This window comes from Streptomyces sp. NPDC043853, from assembly GCF_056436025.1.
Genome location: NZ_JBWKDJ010000013.1, coordinates 200,103 through 219,328, shown reverse-complemented (window position 1 = coordinate 219,328; position 19,226 = coordinate 200,103). Strand labels below are relative to the sequence as shown.

16 protein-coding genes are annotated in these 19,226 nt (G+C 73.9%); 6 read left to right on the top strand and 10 right to left on the bottom strand.

Features of this window, described 5'->3' with window-relative positions; all coding sequences use genetic code 11:
* Positions 1-94 precede the first annotated feature (94 nt).
* Both AC067U_RS29455 and AC067U_RS29450 read right to left on the bottom strand, forming a co-directional pair.
* On the bottom strand, positions 95-313 hold the full coding sequence (locus tag AC067U_RS29455; protein WP_478832830.1) for a hypothetical protein: 219 nt from the start codon (positions 311-313) through the stop codon (positions 95-97).
* A gap of 103 nt (positions 314-416) precedes the next feature.
* Positions 417-1,271, bottom strand: a complete 855-nt coding sequence (locus AC067U_RS29450; RefSeq protein ID WP_478832829.1) for an alpha/beta fold hydrolase — start codon at positions 1,269-1,271, stop codon at positions 417-419.
* Between the two features lie 126 nt (positions 1,272-1,397).
* On the opposite strand from AC067U_RS29450, the gene paaK reads away from it, so the two are divergent.
* Complete coding sequence (gene paaK, locus AC067U_RS29445) at positions 1,398-2,675, top strand: phenylacetate--CoA ligase PaaK (protein WP_478832828.1); 1,278 nt, start codon at positions 1,398-1,400, stop codon at positions 2,673-2,675.
* On the opposite strand, the gene AC067U_RS29440 is transcribed toward paaK, so the two are convergent.
* Entirely contained in the window at positions 2,644-3,864 is a 1,221-nt protein-coding gene (locus tag AC067U_RS29440) for an FAD-dependent monooxygenase (RefSeq protein WP_478832827.1), read from the bottom strand. The two genes, paaK and AC067U_RS29440, sit on opposite strands and share 32 nt — an antisense overlap.
* Before the next feature lie 126 nt (positions 3,865-3,990).
* Here AC067U_RS29440 and AC067U_RS29435 point away from each other — a divergent pair, with 126 nt between their 5' ends.
* The 3 genes from AC067U_RS29435 (at position 3,991) to AC067U_RS29425 (ending at position 6,590) form a co-directional block, all read left to right on the top strand.
* Complete coding sequence (locus tag AC067U_RS29435) at positions 3,991-4,707, top strand: TetR/AcrR family transcriptional regulator (protein WP_478832826.1); 717 nt, start codon at positions 3,991-3,993, stop codon at positions 4,705-4,707.
* A 98-nt stretch (positions 4,708-4,805) separates the two neighbouring features.
* The gene (locus AC067U_RS29430) at positions 4,806-5,630 is read left to right on the top strand and encodes a YhjD/YihY/BrkB family envelope integrity protein (RefSeq protein WP_478832825.1); all 825 of its coding nucleotides are present in this window, start codon (positions 4,806-4,808) and stop codon (positions 5,628-5,630) included.
* Between the two features lie 72 nt (positions 5,631-5,702).
* Positions 5,703-6,590: a phytoene/squalene synthase family protein gene (locus AC067U_RS29425; RefSeq protein WP_478832824.1), complete on the top strand. Its 888-nt coding sequence runs from the start codon at positions 5,703-5,705 to the stop codon at positions 6,588-6,590.
* Between the two features lie 50 nt (positions 6,591-6,640).
* Here the strand turns inward: AC067U_RS29425 and AC067U_RS29420 are convergent, their stop codons facing one another.
* The 6 genes from AC067U_RS29420 to AC067U_RS29395 form a co-directional block, all read right to left on the bottom strand.
* Positions 6,641-6,994 (bottom strand): hypothetical protein, encoded by a 354-nt coding sequence (locus AC067U_RS29420; protein WP_478832823.1) that lies wholly within the window; start codon positions 6,992-6,994, stop codon positions 6,641-6,643.
* 179 nt (positions 6,995-7,173) lie between these two features.
* Positions 7,174-7,971 carry a maleylpyruvate isomerase family mycothiol-dependent enzyme gene (locus tag AC067U_RS29415; RefSeq protein ID WP_478832822.1) on the bottom strand — a complete coding sequence of 266 codons (798 nt, stop codon included), beginning with the start codon at positions 7,969-7,971 and terminating at the stop codon, positions 7,174-7,176.
* A gap of 259 nt (positions 7,972-8,230) precedes the next feature.
* A complete protein-coding gene (locus AC067U_RS29410) occupies positions 8,231-9,718 on the bottom strand; it encodes an AMP-binding protein (protein ID WP_478832821.1) in 1,488 nt (495 codons plus the stop codon).
* A 363-nt stretch (positions 9,719-10,081) separates the two neighbouring features.
* The gene (locus AC067U_RS29405) at positions 10,082-11,182 is read right to left on the bottom strand and encodes a calcium:cation antiporter (protein ID WP_478832820.1); all 1,101 of its coding nucleotides are present in this window, start codon (positions 11,180-11,182) and stop codon (positions 10,082-10,084) included.
* 446 nt (positions 11,183-11,628) lie between these two features.
* Positions 11,629-13,185, bottom strand: coding sequence for an acyl-CoA synthetase (locus AC067U_RS29400; protein WP_478832819.1), 1,557 nt, complete (start codon positions 13,183-13,185; stop codon positions 11,629-11,631).
* Positions 13,186-13,199: 14 nt separating this feature from the next.
* Positions 13,200-14,306 (bottom strand): NAD(P)H-dependent flavin oxidoreductase, encoded by a 1,107-nt coding sequence (locus AC067U_RS29395; RefSeq protein WP_478832818.1) that lies wholly within the window; start codon positions 14,304-14,306, stop codon positions 13,200-13,202.
* A 147-nt stretch (positions 14,307-14,453) separates the two neighbouring features.
* Here AC067U_RS29395 and AC067U_RS29390 point away from each other — a divergent pair, with 147 nt between their 5' ends.
* Together AC067U_RS29390 and AC067U_RS29385 are read left to right on the top strand one after the other, a co-directional pair.
* Positions 14,454-16,682: a serine hydrolase domain-containing protein gene (locus AC067U_RS29390; RefSeq protein ID WP_478832817.1), complete on the top strand. Its 2,229-nt coding sequence runs from the start codon at positions 14,454-14,456 to the stop codon at positions 16,680-16,682.
* A 32-nt stretch (positions 16,683-16,714) separates the two neighbouring features.
* Complete coding sequence (locus tag AC067U_RS29385; RefSeq protein ID WP_478832816.1) at positions 16,715-17,455, top strand: YoaK family protein; 741 nt, start codon at positions 16,715-16,717, stop codon at positions 17,453-17,455.
* Between the two features lie 117 nt (positions 17,456-17,572).
* On the opposite strand, the gene AC067U_RS29380 is transcribed toward AC067U_RS29385, so the two are convergent.
* Complete coding sequence (locus AC067U_RS29380) at positions 17,573-19,159, bottom strand: phytoene desaturase family protein (RefSeq protein WP_478832815.1); 1,587 nt, start codon at positions 19,157-19,159, stop codon at positions 17,573-17,575.
* Between the last annotated feature and the right edge of the window lie 67 nt (positions 19,160-19,226).

Genomic DNA, 19,226 nt, shown 5'->3' with positions numbered 1-19,226 from the left:
CGCCTTGCGATGCGTCCCCTCGGCCCTGGCGGGCCTGGGGAGACCCCATGCACCAGACACCGCGGCCACTCCGACCCTGATCCGCCGGACAGACCTAGAGCTTGCCGCGGAGTTCGGCCGCCAGGTTACGGGCGCGCTCGGCAAGTTCCTGCCGGCCCGCGTCCGGGCCGGCGAGCGCCCGTACCTGCGCATCGGTGAGCCGGTCGGGACCGGGGTCCTCCAGAAGCCGGGAGACCTCGGCCAGCAGGCCGACGAGCCTGCGCGCATCGGAGGCGCCGAGGTGGACCGAGACCGCGGGGTCGATGACGGACATCGCCGCTCCTCCCTTCGGCGGTGGTCTCCCTTCCGACGGTACGCCGGACCCGCGCCCGGCGCCCGCCGCGCCGCTCGTGCGCCCTGCGGCACTTCGGACGTGCCTACTCCCCGGTGGCCAGGAACCGCTCCGCGCGGGCGGCGAACCAGGCCGGGTCGTCCAGGAAGGGAAAGTGGGCCGCACCGGGCTGGACGGCCACGGCGCCCCGCGGGAAGACCGCGGCGATCTCCGCGGCGAGCGACGGCGGCGGATTGCCGTCGTACTCCCCCGCCAGGACCAGCACCTCCGCGGTCACCGCCCGGAGCGCCTCCCGGGTCGCGGGCGGGTCGAAGGCCCCGGGCCCGGAGTAGGCGGAGGCCGCCTTCTCGTTCTGCTGGCGCGGGCCCGCCTCCACGTCCGCCCGAGCGGTGTCGTCCCAGCGGCCGTAGAACACCGGCATCGCCCGGTCCCACAGCGCGTCGTCCTCGTCCTCGCCCGCGAGGATGCGCTCGTACGCCGCCACGGCCGCGTCGAAGCCGGGCACCGTGTCCAGGCGCAGCCGGGCCGCCGCGAGCCGGTGTCCGGGGGTGGCGGGGAGGCCGAGGGCCGTGGCGTTCGGCGTGACCATCAGGAGCCGCCGCAGCCGCTCCGGGTGCGCTGCGGCATAGAGCTGGGCCAGCAGGCCGCCCGCCGAGTGGGACAGCACGTCCATGCGCTCCAGGCCGAGGTGGACGCGGAGTGCCTCCACGTCCGCGACCTGGCGGTCCACCCGGTACGTACGCTCGTCGACCGGGGCGTCCGAGTCGCCGGTACCTCGGAGGTCCAGCAGGATCAGGCGCCGGGTCGCGGCGAGTCCACCCAGGTCGCCCAGGTATTCGGCGGCCCGCATCGGGCCGCCGGGCAGGCAGACCAGGGGCTCGCCGCGCCCCTCGGCGCGGTAGGCGAGCCGGGTTCCGTCATGGCTGGTGAAGATCGGCATGGGGGCCATCAAAGCAGCGATCACTCGTTCGAGTCATTGAATTAGTGCGCGCGGTCCGGCACGCTACCGAATGATCGGTCGGGAAAGTCGGGGGCGGGTCGGGAGAGAGGCGAGGGGGCGAGGGGCATGGACGAGGGCGAGCGGCTGGGCCGCGAGGAGCTGGCGGCACTGCAACTGGAACGGCTGCGGGCAACGCTGCACCGGGTCTACGACCGGGTGCCGTTCTACCGCCAGTCCTTCGACAAGGCGGGGGTGCGCCCGGAGGACTGCGAGTCGCTCGCCGACCTGTCCCGCTTCCCCTTCACCACCAAGGCGGACCTCCGGGACAACTATCCCTTCGGGATGTTCGCCGTACCGCGCACGGACGTGCGGCGGATCCACGCCTCCAGCGGCACCACCGGCCGGCCCACGGTGGTCGGGTACACCGAGCGCGACCTGGACGTCTGGGCCGGTGTGGTGGCGCGGGCGATCCGCGGGGCCGGCGGCCGCCCCGGGGACGTGGTGCACATCGCCTACGGATACGGCCTGTTCACCGGCGGGCTGGGGGCGCACTACGGTGCCGAGCGGCTCGGCTGCACGGTCGTGCCCGCGTCCGGCGGGATGACGGACCGCCAGGTCCGGCTGATCCAGGACTTCCGGCCCGAGATCATCATGGTCACGCCCTCGTACATGCTGACCCTGCTGGACGAGATGGAGCGGCAGGGCATCGACCCGCGCGCGACCTCCCTGCGGACGGGCATCTTCGGGGCCGAGCCGTGGACGGAGGAGATGCGCCGGGAGATCGAGGACAGGCTCGGCATCGACGCGGTGGACATATACGGGCTGTCCGAGGTCATGGGCCCGGGCGTGGCGCAGGAGTACGCCGAGACCAAGGACGGGCTGCACGTCTTCGAGGACCACTTCCTGCCCGAGGTGGTGGACCCGGTCACCGGCGAGGTGCTGCCGGAGGGCGAGCCCGGCGAGCTGGTGTTCACCTCGCTCACCAAGGAGGCGATGCCCGTGGTCCGCTACCGCACCCGCGACCTGACGCGGCTGCTGCCCGGCACGGCCCGGCCGGCCTTCCGCCGGATGGAGCGGATCACCGGGCGCGCCGACGACATGATCATCCTGCGCGGGGTCAACCTGTACCCGTCGAACATCGAGGAGATCCTGCTCCGTACGGCCGGGGTGGCCCCGCACTTCCAGCTCCGGCTGACCCGGCAGGGGCGGATGGACGCCCTGACGGTCCGCGCGGAGGCCCGGCCCGGGACGGGCGCGGCCGAGCGGGAGGCCGCGGCGGCGTCCGTGGTACGTGCCGTCAAGGAGGGCATCGGGGTCTCGGTGGCCGTGGAGATCGTCGATCCGGGGACCCTGGAGCGCTCGATCGGCAAGATCAAGCGGATCGTGGACCTGCGGAACGCGTAGCGGCCGCCGGCCGGTAGTCGGGCAGGTCGACGGTGTTGGTGGCCTTCCTGCCCTGCTCCATCATCCAGTGGAGGATCCGGCGCCGCCCGAGCAGGGCGTTGCGGGTGCGCAGGCCCCAGCGGGTGGCGGGGGCGAGGAAGGAGCCGGTGCGGTCGCCGCCCTTCTGGCAGCCCTCCGCATAGGGGCGGAGCAGTCGCTCGTACCGGGCGAAGGCGACGCGGTGGTCGGGGTGGGAGGCGAGCTCCCCGGCGAGGACGTACGCGGCGACGACGCCGGTGCCCGTGCCCATGCCGCCGATGGTGGCGCCGCAGGCGGCGTCCCCGAGGAGGGCGATCCGGCCGCTGGACCAGGAATCCACGTCGGCCCGGCTGATGGAGTCGAAGTACAGCTCACCCGCGTCCCGGAGGGATGCGAGGAGCCGGGGGACCTCCCAGCCCAGGCCGGCGAACGCCTCGGCGATCAGGGTCTTCCGCTGCCGGAGGTCGTGCCGGTCGTACGTCCGTTCCGGGGCGGCGAACACGAAGAAGGCGCGCGCCCGGTCGGGGTGCAGGTTGTCGGTGCCGACACTGGCGAGCCGGCCGGGGACGTTGAGGCCGACGGAGCCCTCGCCGAAGCCGATGCCGAGGTGGTTCGGCAGGCTCCAGGTGGCCGCGTAGTAGCCGAGGTGGCGCACGTACCGCTCCTCCGGGCCGAAGGCGAGGCGGCGCACCTGCGAGTGCAGGCCGTCGGCGCCGATCACCAGGTCGTACACGGCCGGTGCGGCGTGGCGGAAGGTGACGTGCACGCCCTCCCCGGTGTCCGTGAGCGAGGTGATCGAGTCGCCGAAGCGGTAGTCGGCGTACGGGAGGCCGTGTTCGTACAGCACCCGGGCCAGGTCCCCGCGCAGGACCTCGATGTCGCCGCCCGCGAACTCGGCGGGCAGGTGGAGCTGTTCCCTGCCCCGCTCGTCGACGAAGCGCATCGGGCTGCCGCCGGTCTCCACGGCTCGCAGCCGGTCGGTCACGCCCATCCGCTCCAGCACGGTGAGGTGGGTCTCGCCGCGGAAGTCCACGGCCTGACCGCCCTCGCGCGGGCCGGGGGCGACCTCCACGACGGTGACCTCGAAGCCGTGGCGGCCGAGCCAGTAGGCGAGGGCGGGTCCGGCGATGCCGGCGCCGGAGATGAGGACGGTGCGCCCGGTGCGGGACATAACGACTCCTGAGGTTCTGGCTTGGGATCGGGCTCGGGATCGGACTCTTAACTGCGTCCCTTGGACACAGTTTCCATATGTGTACGGTAGACACAGTTCTCGGTGTGCGCAAGGGAGGAAGCGGGGATGGACGAAACGGTGCGGCTGCTGTGGGGCCCGCCCGCCGGGCCGCGGCGGGGGCCCAAGCCTGCCCTGAGCCTGGACATGATCGCCGGAGCCGGTATCGAGATCGCCGACGCGGAGGGGCTCGCCGCACTGTCCATGCAGCGCGTGGCGGAGCTGCTCGACAAGACCAAGATGTCGCTCTACCGCTACGTCCCGGGCCGGGCCGAACTGGTCGCGCTGATGGTCGAGTCGGCGATCGGCGACGCGCCCGGTGCGGCCGGGCGGGGCACGGCCGACGCGGGCTGGCGCGACCGGCTCGGGCTCTGGGCCCGGTCCCTGGCGGCGGTCTTCGACCGGCATCCGTGGCTGCTGGACGCCACACTCGGAGCCCGGGTTACGGGCCCCAGGGAACTCGACTGGATGGAGGAGGCGCTGGACGCGCTCCGGGCGACCGGCCTCACCGGCGCCGAGCGGCTGGACGCGGTGGTCCTGCTCACCAGCCACGTCCGGGGCATCGCCCAGCAGACCCGTGCCATGGCGGGCTCAGGGGACGACCCGGAGGGACAACTCGCCTCCGTACTGGGCCGCCTGATGAGCGACCACGGCGACCGCTACCCCGAGCTCGCCGCCGCCCTGGCCACGGCGGCGGCCGAACCGGAGGCGAGGAACCAGGCCCTGGAGTTCGGCCTCGAACGCATCCTCGACGGCCTGGAGGCGCTCGTCACCGCGCGGGCTTAGGCCGTGCCCGTCGGATCGTGCCGGGGGATGCACCCCTTCGGGCGCTCTTGCGGTCCGGGCCCGCGGGCCACGGCCGGGCGGCGGGTAGGGCATCTGGTGTGACCTCGACGTTCCGGCACCTGCACGACCGGCTCCTGGCCTCCCAGATCGGTCTGGCCTGGAGCCGGGGCCGGGAGATCGAGCTGATGCACCGGGCGATGGGGTTCGCCGCGCTCGGCTTCCTCACCCTGGTGCCGCTGCTGATCGTGGTGGCGGCGGCCGCGCCCGGCAGCGGCGAGAACTTCGGCCGCTGGTTCGCGCAGGCGCTCGGCGTCACCCCCGCCTCCCGGGCGCAGCTGGAAGCACTGTTCGGTTCGGCCGACCTGGCGCTGGAACGCACCACCGCGTTCGGCCTGGCCGCCGTCACCGTCTTCGGCCTGACCTTCGGCTCGGCCGTGCAGACCTGCTACGAGAAGATCTGGGACGTGCCCACGGCCCGCTGGCACACCATGTGGCGGCACGTGATCTGGCTGGCCCTGCTGGTCGGTTACCTCGGCCTGCTGGTGCTGATCCCGGCCCCGCCCCACACCACCGTCGGGACGGTCTCGGGCACCCTGGGCGACCTCATCGGCACCTGCCTGTTCTTCTGGGGCTCGCAACGCGTCCTGCTCGGCGGCCGGGTGAAGTGGCGGGCCCTGTTGCCCGGCGCGGTGGCGACCAGTGTCGGCCTGCTGGGCCTGCGCATCTTCTCGCAGCTGGTGTTCTCCCCCCTGATCGCGTCGAACGCCGTCACGTACGGCCCCTTCGGCACCCTCCTGGTCGTACAGTCCTGGCTGGTCGGCGTCGGCTTCGTGGTGTACGGCGGCGCCCTGGTGGGCCGTCTGGTGCACGAGCACATCACCCTCCGGCGGCTGCGCCGCAGCGGCGTCCTGCCGGACGGCTGACGTCCCGGCCCGCCCGCGGTACCCGCCGGGTACGGTGATCATCCACACCGATCACCCGAACGGAGCAATCCCGTGCCCAGCTGGCGCCGTACCCTCACCGCGGCCGAGGTCACCGACCCGGCGCTGCGGGCCGACTACACGGCCGCCGCCCGACGGGTGCTCAGCCGTGAGAAGGCGCCGTACCTGGCGCTGCGGCTGCTGGCCGCCCCGCCCCTGGTCCCGTATCTGACGGCGGGCCTGGCCTTCATGAACCTGGTCGACGACACCGCCGAGAACGGCAGCGCGGAGGAACGATCCGCCGGCCTCGCCGCACTGGGCTCGCGCCTCGCCGACGGGGGCGGCACGGACCCGGTCCTGCGGGCGTACGCACACGCCGTATCGGTGCGCGGGCTGCCCGGACACTGGATAGCCGACTTCCTCGCCGGGGCGGAGACCGCCGAGGCGGGCTTCACCGGCTTCACCACGGAGGCCGATTTCCAGGCGTACCTGGACGCGTACGCCTGGCCGGGGGTCACGGTCTTCACCGGACTTCAGTACCAGGGCGGACCGGATCCGGAACAGGCCGCGGCCTGGCGCCGCTTCGTGGACGCCGCGCAACGGGTCGATTTCCTCGCCGATCTGGCGGGCGACCTCGCCGCGGGCCGCCTGTGCCTGCCGCTGGACCGGCTGACCGAGCACGGGGTGACCCGCGCCGACCTCGAACAGGGGCGCGACACCGCCGCCGTGCGGGCCCTCCTGTCCGGCGCGTGCGCCCGCGCCCGGACCTCGCTCGACGCGGCGCAGGACGTGGTCGGCCACGCCGACCCGGGCCTGCGCCGGGTCGGCCGCACCATGCTGGAGCTGATGGCCCACCAGCTCACCCTGGTCGAACGCGCCGGCCCCGCGGCCCTGCGCCAGGACATCGGCTACGGCGGGCCGGCCCCGCTGCGCATCCTGGCGCGCAGCGTCCTGAGCCGCTGACCCGGCCGCGCCGGCGGAGTCCGCGCCCGGTGCCCGGGCCCGGGCACCGGCTACCGGAACTCGTGCACCACCTGGATCCTGCCGACGATGTGGGCGTTGAACCCGTCCAGCTCCTCGGCAGGCACCCACAGCTCCAGGATCGTCCGTCCCCCCGCCTGCCGGACGGGGTACCGGGTCAGGAACTCCGAGTCCACCTCGAAGCGGGTCACGAACCCGACACCGCTGTGCTTGACGTTCCAGTCCCGCGCGATCCTGATCGCGTAGTCCTCGTTCAGCACCGGATAGAAGATCGGCTGATCGGCGAGCCGCGGCGGCCAGGCACGCCAGTCCGACTCCCGCACCAGCTCCAGTTCCTCGGGCCCGGTGGGCCGCCACAAGGTCGTCGTCGGTCGTAGGCCGGTCATCGGAACCACTCTCCGCAGCGTGCGGGCCACCGGTGCGGCCCGCGGGACCCGTACGTTACCGGCCCGATGCCGTTGCTTCAGGCGGCCGCCGCGGTCGCCGTGCTGGGGGCGGACTCGGCGTCTTCGGGCCGTGCCGTGTCCTGCCGGCCCGAGGCGCGGCCAACCGCCCCCGCTCCGTCCTACTCCTCCGGCTCCCAGGCGCGGAGCAGGTCGAGCAGCCCTGCGTCTCCGTCAACGTGCATGGAGTCCGCCGGGATACGGTCGTACAAGTAGAGGACCAACTCACCGGCCGTGCCATGGACGGAGGCGCCGGCTGCGTCCGGGTCCTCGCCGGTCGCGGCAGTCGGCGCGGGGATGCGGGTGGAGCGTGCGCCGTCGCCGTCGACCGTGAGGCGCCAGGAGCGGCCCTCGGCGGCGTGGAAGTCGAAGGCCGTGGGCTTGTGCGGCCAGGCGCTGGGCGTCGCGACGCAGGTGAACAGGAACTCCTCCACACCGTCGAGTGCCACCTCGACCGGCAGCGGCTGCGGGGCGCCCCCGGTGAGCTGGGCGTCGTACGTGTGCACCGCGGTCTCCTGGGCCCGGTGCCGGGCGACTCCGCCGGAGGTCCGCGGCGTCTGCAGGGCACTCCACCACGCCCAGCAGCCGGCGTCCGGGCCCGCCCCGCGCAGGGCGCTCAGCAGAAGCTGCGTCGACGCGGCCAGCCAGGCCAGCAGGGCCTCACGCTCCCGCGGCACTTCCAGAGCGGCGCGCGCAGCGGTGGCCTCGGCCGGGGGAGCGTCGGCAGGCCCCGCGCCGACGATGGCGGCCCAGAAACGGTCTCCCCCACCCAGGTGCTTCACCAGATCGAACAGCGTCCACCCGGGGCAGGTCGGCACCTGTGCGTCGAGACTGGGCGCGGCGGCGACCGCGGCGCGGAACGCGGTCGACCGTTCATCGATCAGTCGCAGCAGGTCGGGGAACTCAAGATTCTTTTCCACGCCGGATGTCTATCACCGTGCTCCGATGATCGGACAGCGATTTTCACAGTCGCCGCCGGTTGGCCCTTGCGGACGCCGTCCTCGCCTCCCACCGCTCGGGTGACGAGCTGCGCACGGCTGCGAGGACGCCGGTGGTGGCGGTACGCCAGGCGTCGTGCCGGCGGGTGCTCCGGCCTCGCCGCGCGGCCGGGCACTTCGGCGACGTGGCGTCGACCCGGTGCGCCCGGTCATGCTGCCGCTCGACGCGATGGGCTTCGCGTCAGGAGCCGAAGCGGGTGCGGAGTTCGCGTTTGAGGATCTTCCCGCTGGCGTTGCGGGGCAGGGAGTCGACGAAGAGGACGCGCTTGGGTGCCTTGAAGTGGGCCAGGCGTTCGCGGGCGTGGCTGAGGAGCTCCTCTTCCGTCACCGTGCCGCGCGGGACGACGACGGCGGTGACCGCCTCGATCCAGCGGTCGTCCGGCAGGCCGATGACCGCCGCCTCCGCCACGCCCTCGTGGGTGTAGAGGGCGTCCTCGACCTGGCGGGAGGCGACCAGGACGCCGCCCGAGTTGATGACGTCCTTCACCCGGTCGACGACGGTGTAGTAGCCCTCCGCGTCGCGGACCGCCAGGTCGCCCGAGCGGAACCAGCCGTCGCGGAAGGCCTGTTCGGTGGCCTCGGGGTCGTTCCAGTAGCCCTGGCACAGCTGCGGGGACCGGTACACCACCTCGCCGGGCGTTCCGTCGGGCACCTCCGTGCCGTCCTCGTCGACGACCTTCGCCGCCACGTGCCGTACGGGACGGCCGCAGGACTCCAGTCTGCCCTCGTGCTCGTCCGGGCCGAGGACGGTGGCGAGCGGGCCGATCTCGGACTGGCCGAAGCAGTTGTAGAAGGCCAGGTCCGGAAGCCGGCCGCGGAGCCGTTCCAGGACGGGCACGGGCATGATCGAGGCGCCGTAGTACGCCTTGCGCAGGGCGCCCAGGTCGCGGACCGGGAACTCCGGGTGGTTGGCCAGGCCGATCCACACGGTGGGCGGGGCGAACAGGCTGTCCGCGCGGCCCGCCTCCACCAGGCCGAAGACCTGCTCGGCGACCGGCGCGTCCAGGACGGTGTTCTCGGCGCCGACGGCCAGGTAGGGCAGCAGGAAGACGTGCATCTGCGCGGAGTGGTAGAGCGGGAGGGAGTGCAGCGGGCGGTCCCCCTCCGCCAGGTCGAGGGCCTCGATGGCGCTCTCGTACTCGTGGCACAGCGCCTCGTGCGTCATCATCGCGCCCTTGGGCAGGGCGGTGGTCCCCGAGGTGTAGAGCAGCTGCAGCAGCGCGGTGGGGTCGGTGGAGGGGTCGTACGGTGCCGGCGGCGCGGCCGTCAGGTCATCCAGCGGGCGCACCGGGTGGCCCGCGGGGACCTTCCCGGCGAGCTCCGGGTCGGCGAGGACCAGGGCGCTGCCGGAGTTCCCCAGGATGTACGCCAGGTCCTCGCCGGTCAGGTTCTGGTTGACCGGGACGTGCACCAGCCCGGCCCGGGCGCAGGCCAGGTAGGCGATCAGGTAGGCGTCGGAGTTGTGGGCGAAGGTGGCGACCCGGTCGCCCGCCGCCAGTCCCCAGGGGCCGCGGAGCAGGGCGGCCGCCGCGGAGACCGCCGCGTCGAGTCCGGCGTACGTCCAGTGCCGGTCCCGGTAGCGGACGGCCGTCCGGTCCGGGACTCGGGCCGCGGTGTCCCGGACCAGGCCGTCGACGGTGTTGTGCCGCACCTGCTGCTGCTTCGTCACGCGGACCTCTTCTCACCGGTGGGGCGCCAAGGGGATGGCAGGGGACGGCAGGGGGTGCCAAGCGGGATGTTGGCAGATCCCCGCGGCATCCGCAGGGCTTCGCGCCGTCCGGTCCTCGGTGCCGCGCGCCGAGTCGGCCGGAGGCGCGGCCGGGTCCGCGCCGTCGAGGCGGTGGAGGACGAGGGCGGTCGGCGCGAGCCGCCCCGCGGCGGCGGTGTGCCGGCAGGGTCCCTCCCGAGGGCGCCGGGGTCTGGACGGCGGTCGTCCGCATCCGGCGGCCGCTCCGGGGCCCCCGCCCGGTGTGAGCCCCCGCCCGGTGTGGAGGGCCGGACGGCCGACCCGTCGGGGTCACGCCGGACCGCCTCAGGGGCTCACGGCCAGGAAGAGGTACGCGGCGAGGATGACCAGGTGGACGCCGCCCTGGAGGAGGGTGGCCCGGCCGGGGACCACGGTCAGCGCTCCGACGACCACGGTCAGGGCGAGCAGTACCGTGTGGGTCGCGCCGAGGCCGAGGATCAGCGGCCCGGACAGCCACACGGTGGCCAGCGCGATGGCCGGGATGGTGAGGCCGATGCTGGCGATGGCGGAGCCGAAGGCCAGGTTGAGGCTGGTCTGGACGCGGCCGCGGCGGGCGGCACGGACCGCCGCGAGGGTTTCGGGGAGCAGCACCAGCAGGGCGATGACCACGCCGACGACGGCCTGCGGGAGGCCCGCGTCGGCCACGGCCGATTCGATCGTGGGCGAGACGGCCTTCGCGTCGCCGACCACGGCGACGAGGGCCACCAGCAGCAGGCCGAGGCTGATCACTGCGGCGCGGAGGGCGGGCGGGTCGGCGTGCTCGTCCTCGGAGGAGGTACTGCCGTCGTCCACCGGCAGGAAGTAGTCCCGGTGCCGGACGGTCTGGACGGCGATGAACAGCCCGTAGAGGGCGAGTGAGGCCACGGCGGCGAAGGCCAGCTGGCCCGCCGAGAACTCCGGGCCGGGCTTGCTGGTGGTGAAGGTGGGCAGGACGAGGCTCAGCGTGGCGAGGGTTGCGACGGTGGCGAGGGCGGCGCCGGAGCCCTCGGCGTGGAAGACGGCGACCCGGTTGCGCAGGGAGCCGACGAGCAGGGACAGGCCGACGATGCCGTTGCAGGTGATCATCACGGCGGCGAAGACGGTGTCGCGCGCGAGGGTACTGGTCTTGGGGCCGCCGTCGGCCATCAGGGTGACGATGAGGGCCACTTCGATGACCGTGACGGCGACGGCGAGGACCAGCGAGCCGAAGGGTTCGCCGACCCGGTGGGCCACCACCTCGGCGTGGTGGACCGCCGCCAGGACGGCACCGGCCAGGCAGAACGCGACCAGGGCCACCGCGTAGCCGGGCAGGTGCCGCCCCCAGCTCAGGATCAGCGCGGCGAGCGCCACGAAGGGGACCAGCAGGGTCCAGTCGGTCAGGGGGGATCTCCGCGTCGCCGCACTCATGCCCCCACGCTGCCACGGCTGGTGATCCGCCGCGCGACCGGCGGCGCGCCGGCCGGCCGCCGCGCACGGTGCGCGCGGCCGGCCGTCGCGGCCCCGGGCTACCTGAAGATGACGGCGTAGCCGTCGCCGCTGCCGATCGAGCTGCCACCGTCGCCGCCGCGCGTGGTGCCGGAACCTCCGCCCGCGGCGCCGAAACCGCCGTGGCCGTCGTTGGTGCCCGGGAGGCCGACGATGCCGTCCGCGACGCCACCGCCGCCGCCCGGGATCCCGCCGTCCTCGCCGGGCCGGGTCAGGCCTCCGGTACGGCAGGTGCCGGTGCCGCCGGTGCCGTCCGCCCCCTGGCCGCCGTCGACGGTGGTGCCGCCCAGACCGCCTCCGCCGCCGCCCCCGCCGCCGGCGGTGACCAGGTGTCTCCCTCGGGTGAGGCCAGCGTGGTGGCGGCCCGGTCACATCGGGCGGTCGTGGCCCTCCCAGTACGGGTCGCGCAGCCGGCGCTTGTACAGCTTGCCGTTGGGGTCGCGCGGCATGGCGGTGATGAAGTCCACGCTCTTGGGGCGTTTGTATCCGGCCAGGCCGCGTGCGCAGTGGGCGAGGATCTCGGCGGCCAGTTCGGGTCCGGCGGTGAAGCCCTCGGCGGGTTCGACGACGGCCTTGACCTCCTCGCCCCAGTCCGCGTGCGGAATGCCGAAGGCGGCGGCGTCGGCCACGGCGGGGTGGGTGAGCAGCGCGGACTCGATCTCGGCGGGGTAGATGTTGACCCCGCCCGAGATGATCATGTCGATCTTGCGGTCGCGGAGGAACAGGTAGCCCTCCTCGTCGAGCACACCGAGGTCGCCGACGGTGAAGAACTCGCCGATGCGGTTCTTCCGGGTCTTGCCCTCGTCCTTGTGGTAGCTGAACCCGCCGGTGCTCATCTTCATGTAGACGGTGCCGAGTTCGCCGGCGGGCAGCCGGTTGCCCTCGTCGTCGAAGACGGCGAGCTCGCTGATCGGCCAGGCCTTGCCGACGGTGCCGGGCTTCTTCAGCCATTCCTCGGCGGTGGCGAAGGCGCCGCCGCCCTCGCTGGCCGCGTAGTACTCCTCCACGCAGCGGCCCCACCACTCGATCATGGCCCGTTTGACGTGGTCGGGGCAGGGCGCGGCGCCGTGGATGGCGTGTCGCATCGAGGACACGTCGTACGCCTCCCTGGTCGGCTGCGGGAGCGCGAGCAGGCGGTGGAACTGGGTAGGCACCATGTGGGTGTGGGTGGCCCGGTGGGTGTCGATGAGGCGGAGCATCTCCTCCGGGGTCCACTTGTCCATCAGCACGAGCGGGTGGCCGATGTGCAGGGAAGCCCCGGCGAACTGGAGCACGGCCGTGTGGTACAGCGGCGAGCAGACCAGGTGGACGTTGTCGTCGAAGGGGCGGATGCCGAAGATGCCGAGGAAGCCGCCGAGGTAGGTCTCCTCCGGGAGTTTGCCGGGCAGCGGACGGCGGATGCCGCGGGGCCGGCCGGTGGTGCCGGAGGTGTAGTTCATGACCCAGCCCAGGGTGCGGGCGTCAGGTGCGGTGCCGGGCTGCCCGTCGAGGAGTTCGGCGTACGGACGGAAGCCGGCGACGGCTCCGACGGCGTAGCGGTGGCTCGCGGGCAGGGCCGCCTCGTCGGCGGCGGCGAGGGCGGCCTCGGCGAAGCGTTCGTGGGCGATGAGCACCTTGGCGCCGGAGTCGGAGACGATCCAGGCGATCTCGGGTCCGACGAGGTGGTGGTTGACGGGGACCAGGTAGAAGCCGGCCTGGGAGGCGGCGAGGTAGGCGGTGAAGAACTCGACGCTGTTGGGGAGGACGACGGCGAAGGCGTCGCCGCGTTCGAGTCCGGCGGCGCGCAGGCCGTGCACGAGGCGGTTGGCGTCGGCGTGGAGCCGGGCGGCGGACCACTGCTCTCCGTCCGGAGCGGTGAGCACGATCCGGTCGGGATCGGCGGCGGCCTGGGCCCAGAATCCGTTCGGCACCTTGGTGTCGGTCATGGCGGGTTCGCTCCTCAGGCTCGGCCGGCGATGCGGTTGATGCGGTCGACCGCCCGCTCGAAACCGCGGGTGAGGTCGTCGAACACGGCCTGGACACTGCGTTCGCTGTTCATCCGGCCGACGATCTGGCCGACGGGGGTGCCGAGCAGGGGCTGGACCTCGTACTTCTGGATGCGCGAGACGGCGTCGGCGACGAGGAGGCCCTGGAGCGGCATGGGGAGGGCGCCGGGGCCGTTCGGGTCGTCCCAGGCGTCGGTCCATTCGGTACGGAGCTGCCGGGCGGGTTTGCCGGTGAGGGCGCGGGAGCGGACGGTGTCGCCGCTGCCGGCGGCGAGGAGCTTCCCGGTGAGGGCGCGGGAATGCAGGTCGGCCTCGGTGGTGGTGAGCCAGAGGGAGCCGAGCCAGACGCCCTGGGCGCCCAGCGCCAGCCCGGCGGCGACCTGTTCGCCGCTGCCGATGCCGCCGGCGGCGAGCACCGGGAGGGGGGCGACGGCCTCGGCGATCTCGGGGACCAGGACCATGGTGGCGATGTCGCCGGTGTGGCCGCCGGCCTCGTAGCCCTGGGCGACGACGATGTCGATGCCGGCCTCGGCGTGCCTGCGGGCGTGTTTGGCGCTGCCGGCCAGGGCGGCGACGAGCACTCCGTGGTCGTGGGCGCGGGCGATGACATCGGCGGGCGGGGAGCCGAGGGCGTTGGCGAGGAGCTTGATGGGGTAGTCGAAGGCGACGTCGAGCTGGTTGCGCGCGACCTGTTCCATCCAGCCGGTGATGCGCCAGCCGGACGCCTCGCCCTCGGGGAGTTCGGGCACATTGTGCTTGGCGAGGGTGTCGCGGACGAACTCGCGGTGCGCGGCGGGGATCATCGCCTCGATGTCGGCCTCGCTGACGCCGTCCACGGCCTTCTTGGCGGGCATGACCACGTCCAGGCCGTAGGGCTTGCCGTCGGTGTGGTCCTGCATCCAGTCGAGGTCGCGCTTGAGGTCGTCGGGGGCGGTGTAGCGGACCGCGCCGAGCACGCCGAATCCGCCGGCGCGGGTGATGGCAGCGGCGACCGCCGGGAAGGGCGTGAAGCCGAAGATGGCGTGCTCGACTCCCAGTTTCTTGCTCAGCTCCGTCTCCATGGGGCGCAGGATGCCGCAGCGCGGCGGCCGAGGGAAGAGGTTTTCTGATGCAGCGTCAGATTCTTTGCGGGCCGGTCGGGGCGCCAGGTGCCGGGTGGACGGGCAGATAACCGTTAGCGTGCGCGAGGACCGACAGGAGGGCGGCTCATGGACGGGGAGACGGGGGCGTACGAGGGGGCGGCCGACGGGCAGTCCGCGGGTACGGCCGGGGGCCGGAGCGGATACGCCCGGGCCGGCCGTCACGACGGCGACCGGGGCGCGCCGCGCGCCGGGGAAGGGCTGTCGGCGGGCGGCCGCGCGGACTCCCCCGGCGGGGGTTCGGCCGGGGGCCGGGGGGACGGGGACGGGACCAGCCCGCGGCGGCACGGAGGTGCGTTCGGCATCCCCCGGCCGACCGGTGGGCCCGGCGGACCGGGCATCCGCGGCGCCGCCGGGGCCGCACGCGGGACGGACGGGCCGGGAACCGCCGGGCCCGGCGGGGCCGCAGGCAGGGCGGACGGACCGGACGCGTACGGTCCCGGCAAAGCCGCGCGCAGGACGGACGGAGCAGCAACCACCAGGCCCGGCGGGGCCGCGCGCAGGACAGACGGAGACGGTGGCGGGCTGAGCCGGCGACGGCTCGGGACGCGGCTGCTGGCGCTGGGCGGGGTGGTGCTGCTCGGTGCCGCGCTTCCCGGGGCGGCCGGCGCGGCGGGCGGGCCGGCCGAGCGGCGGGCGTTGCAGGGACTGCGGCTCCGCTACGGGTCGGCCCGGCAGGCGGGACTGGTGGATCGGCACCTGGAGGCGGTGGCCGAGGAGGCCCGCCGCTTCCTGGGCCCGTCCCCCGAACACCCCTACTACGCCGGTGCCGTGGTGCTCGCCGGTCGGGGCCGCACGGTCGCGCTCCACCGGGCCATGGGCGACGCGGTCCGTTACGCCGACTACGACGGCCGGACCGACCGGCCGCGCGAGTTCCCGGCGGCGGAGCGGATCGCGGTGGCGGAGGACACCGTCTTCGACCTCGCCTCGCTGACCAAGCTGTTCACCTCGGTGCTCGCGGTGCAGCAGATGGAGCGCGGCCGGCTGGAACTGGAGGCCCGGGTGGACCGGTACCTCCCGGAGTTCACCGGCGGCGGCAAGGAACTGATCACGGTCCGTCAGCTGCTCACCCACACCTCGGGGCTGCGCTCGTGGGCGCCCTTCTACCACGAGTCCACCCGGGAGGGGCGGCTGCGGCTGCTGTGGTCGGTTCGGCCGCAGGAGGCCCCCGGGAGCGTGTACCGCTACTCGGACCTCAACCTGATCGCACTCCAACTGCTCCTGGAACGGATCACCGGTCGCCCCCTGGACGTCCTGCTCCACGACGAGATCACCGCTCCGCTCGGCATGCACCGCACCCGCTACAACCCACCGCCCTCCTGGCGCCGGACCACCGCTGCCACGGAGGTGCAGCGGCCGCCCTGGTCCGGCGTGGACCGCGGCCTGGTCTGGGGCGAGGTCCACGACGAGAACGCGTACGCCCTCGGCGGGGTCGCGGGCCACGCGGGCATCTTCGGCACCGCCTGGGACCTGGCCGTCCTCGCCCGCGCCCTGCTCGACGGCGGCAGCTACGCCGGCAAGCGGATCCTCCGCCCCGCCTCCGTCGAGCTGCTGTTCACCGACTTCAACACCGCCTTCCCCGGCCACGACCACGGCCTGGGCTTCGAGCTCTACCAGCACTGGTACATGGGCGCCATGGCCACCCCGCGGTCCGCCGGCCACACCGGCTTCACCGGCACCTCCCTGGTCCTGGACCCGTCCACCGACTCCTACCTGATCCTCCTCGGCAACTCCGTCCACCCGGTGCGCACCTGGCGGGCCGGCAGCGCTCCCCGAGTCGCCGCGGGCAACGCCTTCGCCCGCGCCGTACCGGTCCGCACCCGGCACGGCGGCCCCGCCTGGTTCTCCGGCATGACCCCCGGCGGCTCCGGAACCCTCACCCTTCCCCCGCTCACCCCCTCCGGCGGCGCCCGGCTGCGCTGCGCCGTCTGGTGGGACACGGTGCCCGGTGAGGGCTCGCTGACCCTCGAAGCCTCGGGCGACGGTGTGGCATGGACTCCCGCGCCCTTCACGACCGTACGCACCACCGGTGGCAGCCCCGAGGAATGGCCCGGCGGCACCGTCGGCGGCTGGTCGGGCCGCATCTGGCACCGCCTGGAGGCGCCCCTCGCCGCGTGGGCGGGCCGGGAGGTCCGGCTCCGCTTCCGCCACACGGCCACCGGCCGGTACGTGGGGCGCGGGGTGTACCTGGACGTGCTGCGCGTCACGGAGCGGGCCGGGGCACCCCTGTTCGCCGAGGACCGCCCCGAGGACGCCGCCCGCATCGAGGCGGTCGGCTGGACCCGCTCGACCGACTGACCGCCAGGCCCCCGAAGGAGGCCCCCGCACCCGTGCACCCGGCACAACCCCCGGAACCGCCGGAACGGAGCGCGCGCAGGCCCCTGGCCGCGCTCACCGCGCTGATGACCGTCCTCACCCTGGCCACCGGCCTGATCGAGGCGGCCAGCCTGCTCGCGCTCGGCACCGTCTTCACCGCCTGCCAGACCGGCAACGTCCTGTTCCTCGCCTTCGGCACGGTCGGCGAGGGCGGCCTCTCGGTCGTGGCTCCCGCCACCTCGCTCAGCGCGTTCACCGTCGGGGCGGTGGCGGGGGCCCGCCTGGAGTGGGCGCTGGAACGGCACGGCCGGCGCTGGTTCGTCCCCGCACTCCTGCTGGAGGTGGCCATGGTCTCCGGCGCCGCCCTCCTCGCCTGGGACCTGGAGCCGGTCCGCTCCTCCCCGGCCGGACGCCATCTGGCGACGATCGCGGTGCTCGGCGCGGCGATGGGTCTGCGCAACGTCACCGCGATGCGGGTGAGCGTGCCGGACATGCCGACCACGCTGGCGACGCGGGCGCTGACCGCGTTCCTCGGCGGATCGTCGCTCGGTCACGATCCCGCCTTCGGGCACGCGCCCGGGGCGAGCGGCAGGCGGGCCGTGTCCGTACTCGCGATGTTCGCCGGGGGGCTGGCCGGGGCGGCGTACGTTGCCTCGGGCCTACCGCTGCAAGGCCTCCTGCTCGCCGCGGCCGGGCTGGCCCTGCTGGTGGCGGTGGTCTCCGCGCGTCTCCCCCGCCTGGTTGCCGTCGGCTGACGGCGCCCACCGCCCCTCGACGGCCCGGCAGCCGTGACCTCCGCACCCGAAGCCGAACCGACCCCCGGGCCGGGCCGGCCCGGCAGCAAACGCCCCCGCACCCGAAGCCGACGTCCGCTAAAGGGATTCCAGCGCCGCCATCGCCGCGTTGTGCCCCGGGATGCCGCTGACGCCACCGCCGCGGACCGCGCCCGCGCCGCACAGGAGCACCGTCCGGTGCTTCGTTTCCACGCCCCAGCGCCCCGCCCCCGACGCACCCCCGCCCTCCGCGTACGGCCACGACAGTTCGCGGTGGAAGATGTTCCCGCCCGGCAGCCGCAGATCGCGGTCCAGGTCCAGCGGCGTCCTGGCCTCGATGCACGGGCGCCCGTCCTCGTCCTCCGCCAGGCAGTCCATCAGCGGCTCCGCGAGGTGCGCGTCGAGCTGGGCGATCGTCCCGGCCAGCAGCACTTCCCTGGTCTCCTCGTTGGCGCGCTCGAACAGCCGGGCCGGAGTGTGCAGTCCGAACAGGGTCAGCGTCTGGTAGCCGCGTTCCACCAGCTCCGGGCCGAGGATCGACGGATCGGTCAGCGAGTGGCAGTAGATCTCCGAGGGCGGTGCGGCGGGCAGTTCCCCCGAGGCTGCCTGCGCGTAGGCGCGGGCGAGTTCGGCGTAGCCCTCCCCGATGTGGAAGGTCCCGGCGAAGGCCTCGCGCGGATCGACCGCGGAGTCACGGAGCCTCGGCAGCCGCCGCAGCAGCATGTTGACCTTCAGCTGGGCGCCCTCGGCCGCGGGCCCGGCCGGCTCTTCGCCGAGCAGGCCGGCCAGTTCCCGCGGCGAGGCCCCCACGAGCACCCGGCGACAGGCGACGCGCCCCTCGCCCCTGGCCGTACGGAACGTCACCTCGGCCGCGTCCACGCCGTCGGTGTCGATCCGTACCGCCTCGTGGCCGGTGGCGATCTCCACCCCGGCCGCCCGCGCGGCCGCCGCCAGCGCGTCCGTGAACGCGCCCATTCCGCCGACGGGCACGTCCCAGTCTCCGGTCCCGCCGCCGATCACGTGGTAGAGGAAGCAGCGGTTCTGCGCCAGCGACGGATCGTGGGCGTCGGCGAAGGTGCCGATCAGACCGTCCGTCAGGACCACGCCGCGTACCAGGTCGTCGGTGAAGCGCTCCTCCAGCGCCACTCCGAGCGGCTCTTCGAACAGGGCGCGCCAGGCGCTTTCGTCGTCGATCCGCTTGCGCAGTTCCGTGCGGTCCGGCAGCGGTTCGGTGAGCGTGGGGAACACCTTCCGGGCTACCCGGCCGGTCATGGCGTAGAACTCCCGCCAGCTCTGGTACTCCCGGTCCGAACCGGTCAGCCGGGCGAAGGACTCCCGGGTCCGGTCCTCCCCGCCGCCGACCAGCAGTCCGGTGGCCCGGCCGTCGCGGACCGCTGGGGTGTAGGAGGACACGGTACGTTTGCGCACCGCGAAGTCGAGTCCCAGCTCGCTCACGATCTTCCGCGGCAGCAGCGAGACCAGGTACGAGTAGCGGGAGAGCCGGGCGTCGACGCCCGCGAAGGGGCGGGTGGACACGGCGGCGCCGCCGGTGTGCCCGAGCCGTTCGAGGAGCAGTACGGAGCGCCCCGCGCGGGCCAGATAGGCGGCGGCCACCAGCCCGTTGTGCCCACCGCCGACGATCACGGCGTCGTACAGGTCCGTCCGGAAGCCATGAGTCCTGTTCATGGCCCTTCCTAACACGGCACTCCCGCCCCGGCCAGAGGGCGTGCGGCGCGCCCGGGAACCGCGCCCG

What these genes read in the sequence shown, in the direction of transcription:
- AC067U_RS29420 (WP_478832823.1), bottom strand. Translation starts at nt 6,994, where the DNA reads ATGACCGGCCTACGACCGACGACGACCTTGTGGCGGCCCACCGGGCCC.
- AC067U_RS29435 (WP_478832826.1), top strand. Translation starts at nt 3,991, where the DNA reads ATGGACGAAACGGTGCGGCTGCTGTGGGGCCCGCCCGCCGGGCCGCGG.
- AC067U_RS29395 (WP_478832818.1), bottom strand. Translation starts at nt 14,306, where the DNA reads ATGGAGACGGAGCTGAGCAAGAAACTGGGAGTCGAGCACGCCATCTTC.
- AC067U_RS29455 (WP_478832830.1), bottom strand. Translation starts at nt 313, where the DNA reads ATGTCCGTCATCGACCCCGCGGTCTCGGTCCACCTCGGCGCCTCCGAT.
- AC067U_RS29440 (WP_478832827.1), bottom strand. Translation starts at nt 3,864, where the DNA reads ATGTCCCGCACCGGGCGCACCGTCCTCATCTCCGGCGCCGGCATCGCC.
- AC067U_RS29380 (WP_478832815.1), bottom strand. Translation starts at nt 19,159, where the DNA reads ATGAACAGGACTCATGGCTTCCGGACGGACCTGTACGACGCCGTGATC.
- AC067U_RS29405 (WP_478832820.1), bottom strand. Translation starts at nt 11,182, where the DNA reads ATGAGTGCGGCGACGCGGAGATCCCCCCTGACCGACTGGACCCTGCTG.
- AC067U_RS29450 (WP_478832829.1), bottom strand. Translation starts at nt 1,271, where the DNA reads ATGCCGATCTTCACCAGCCATGACGGAACCCGGCTCGCCTACCGCGCC.
- AC067U_RS29390 (WP_478832817.1), top strand. Translation starts at nt 14,454, where the DNA reads ATGGACGGGGAGACGGGGGCGTACGAGGGGGCGGCCGACGGGCAGTCC.
- AC067U_RS29400 (WP_478832819.1), bottom strand. Translation starts at nt 13,185, where the DNA reads ATGACCGACACCAAGGTGCCGAACGGATTCTGGGCCCAGGCCGCCGCC.
- paaK (WP_478832828.1), top strand. Translation starts at nt 1,398, where the DNA reads ATGGACGAGGGCGAGCGGCTGGGCCGCGAGGAGCTGGCGGCACTGCAA.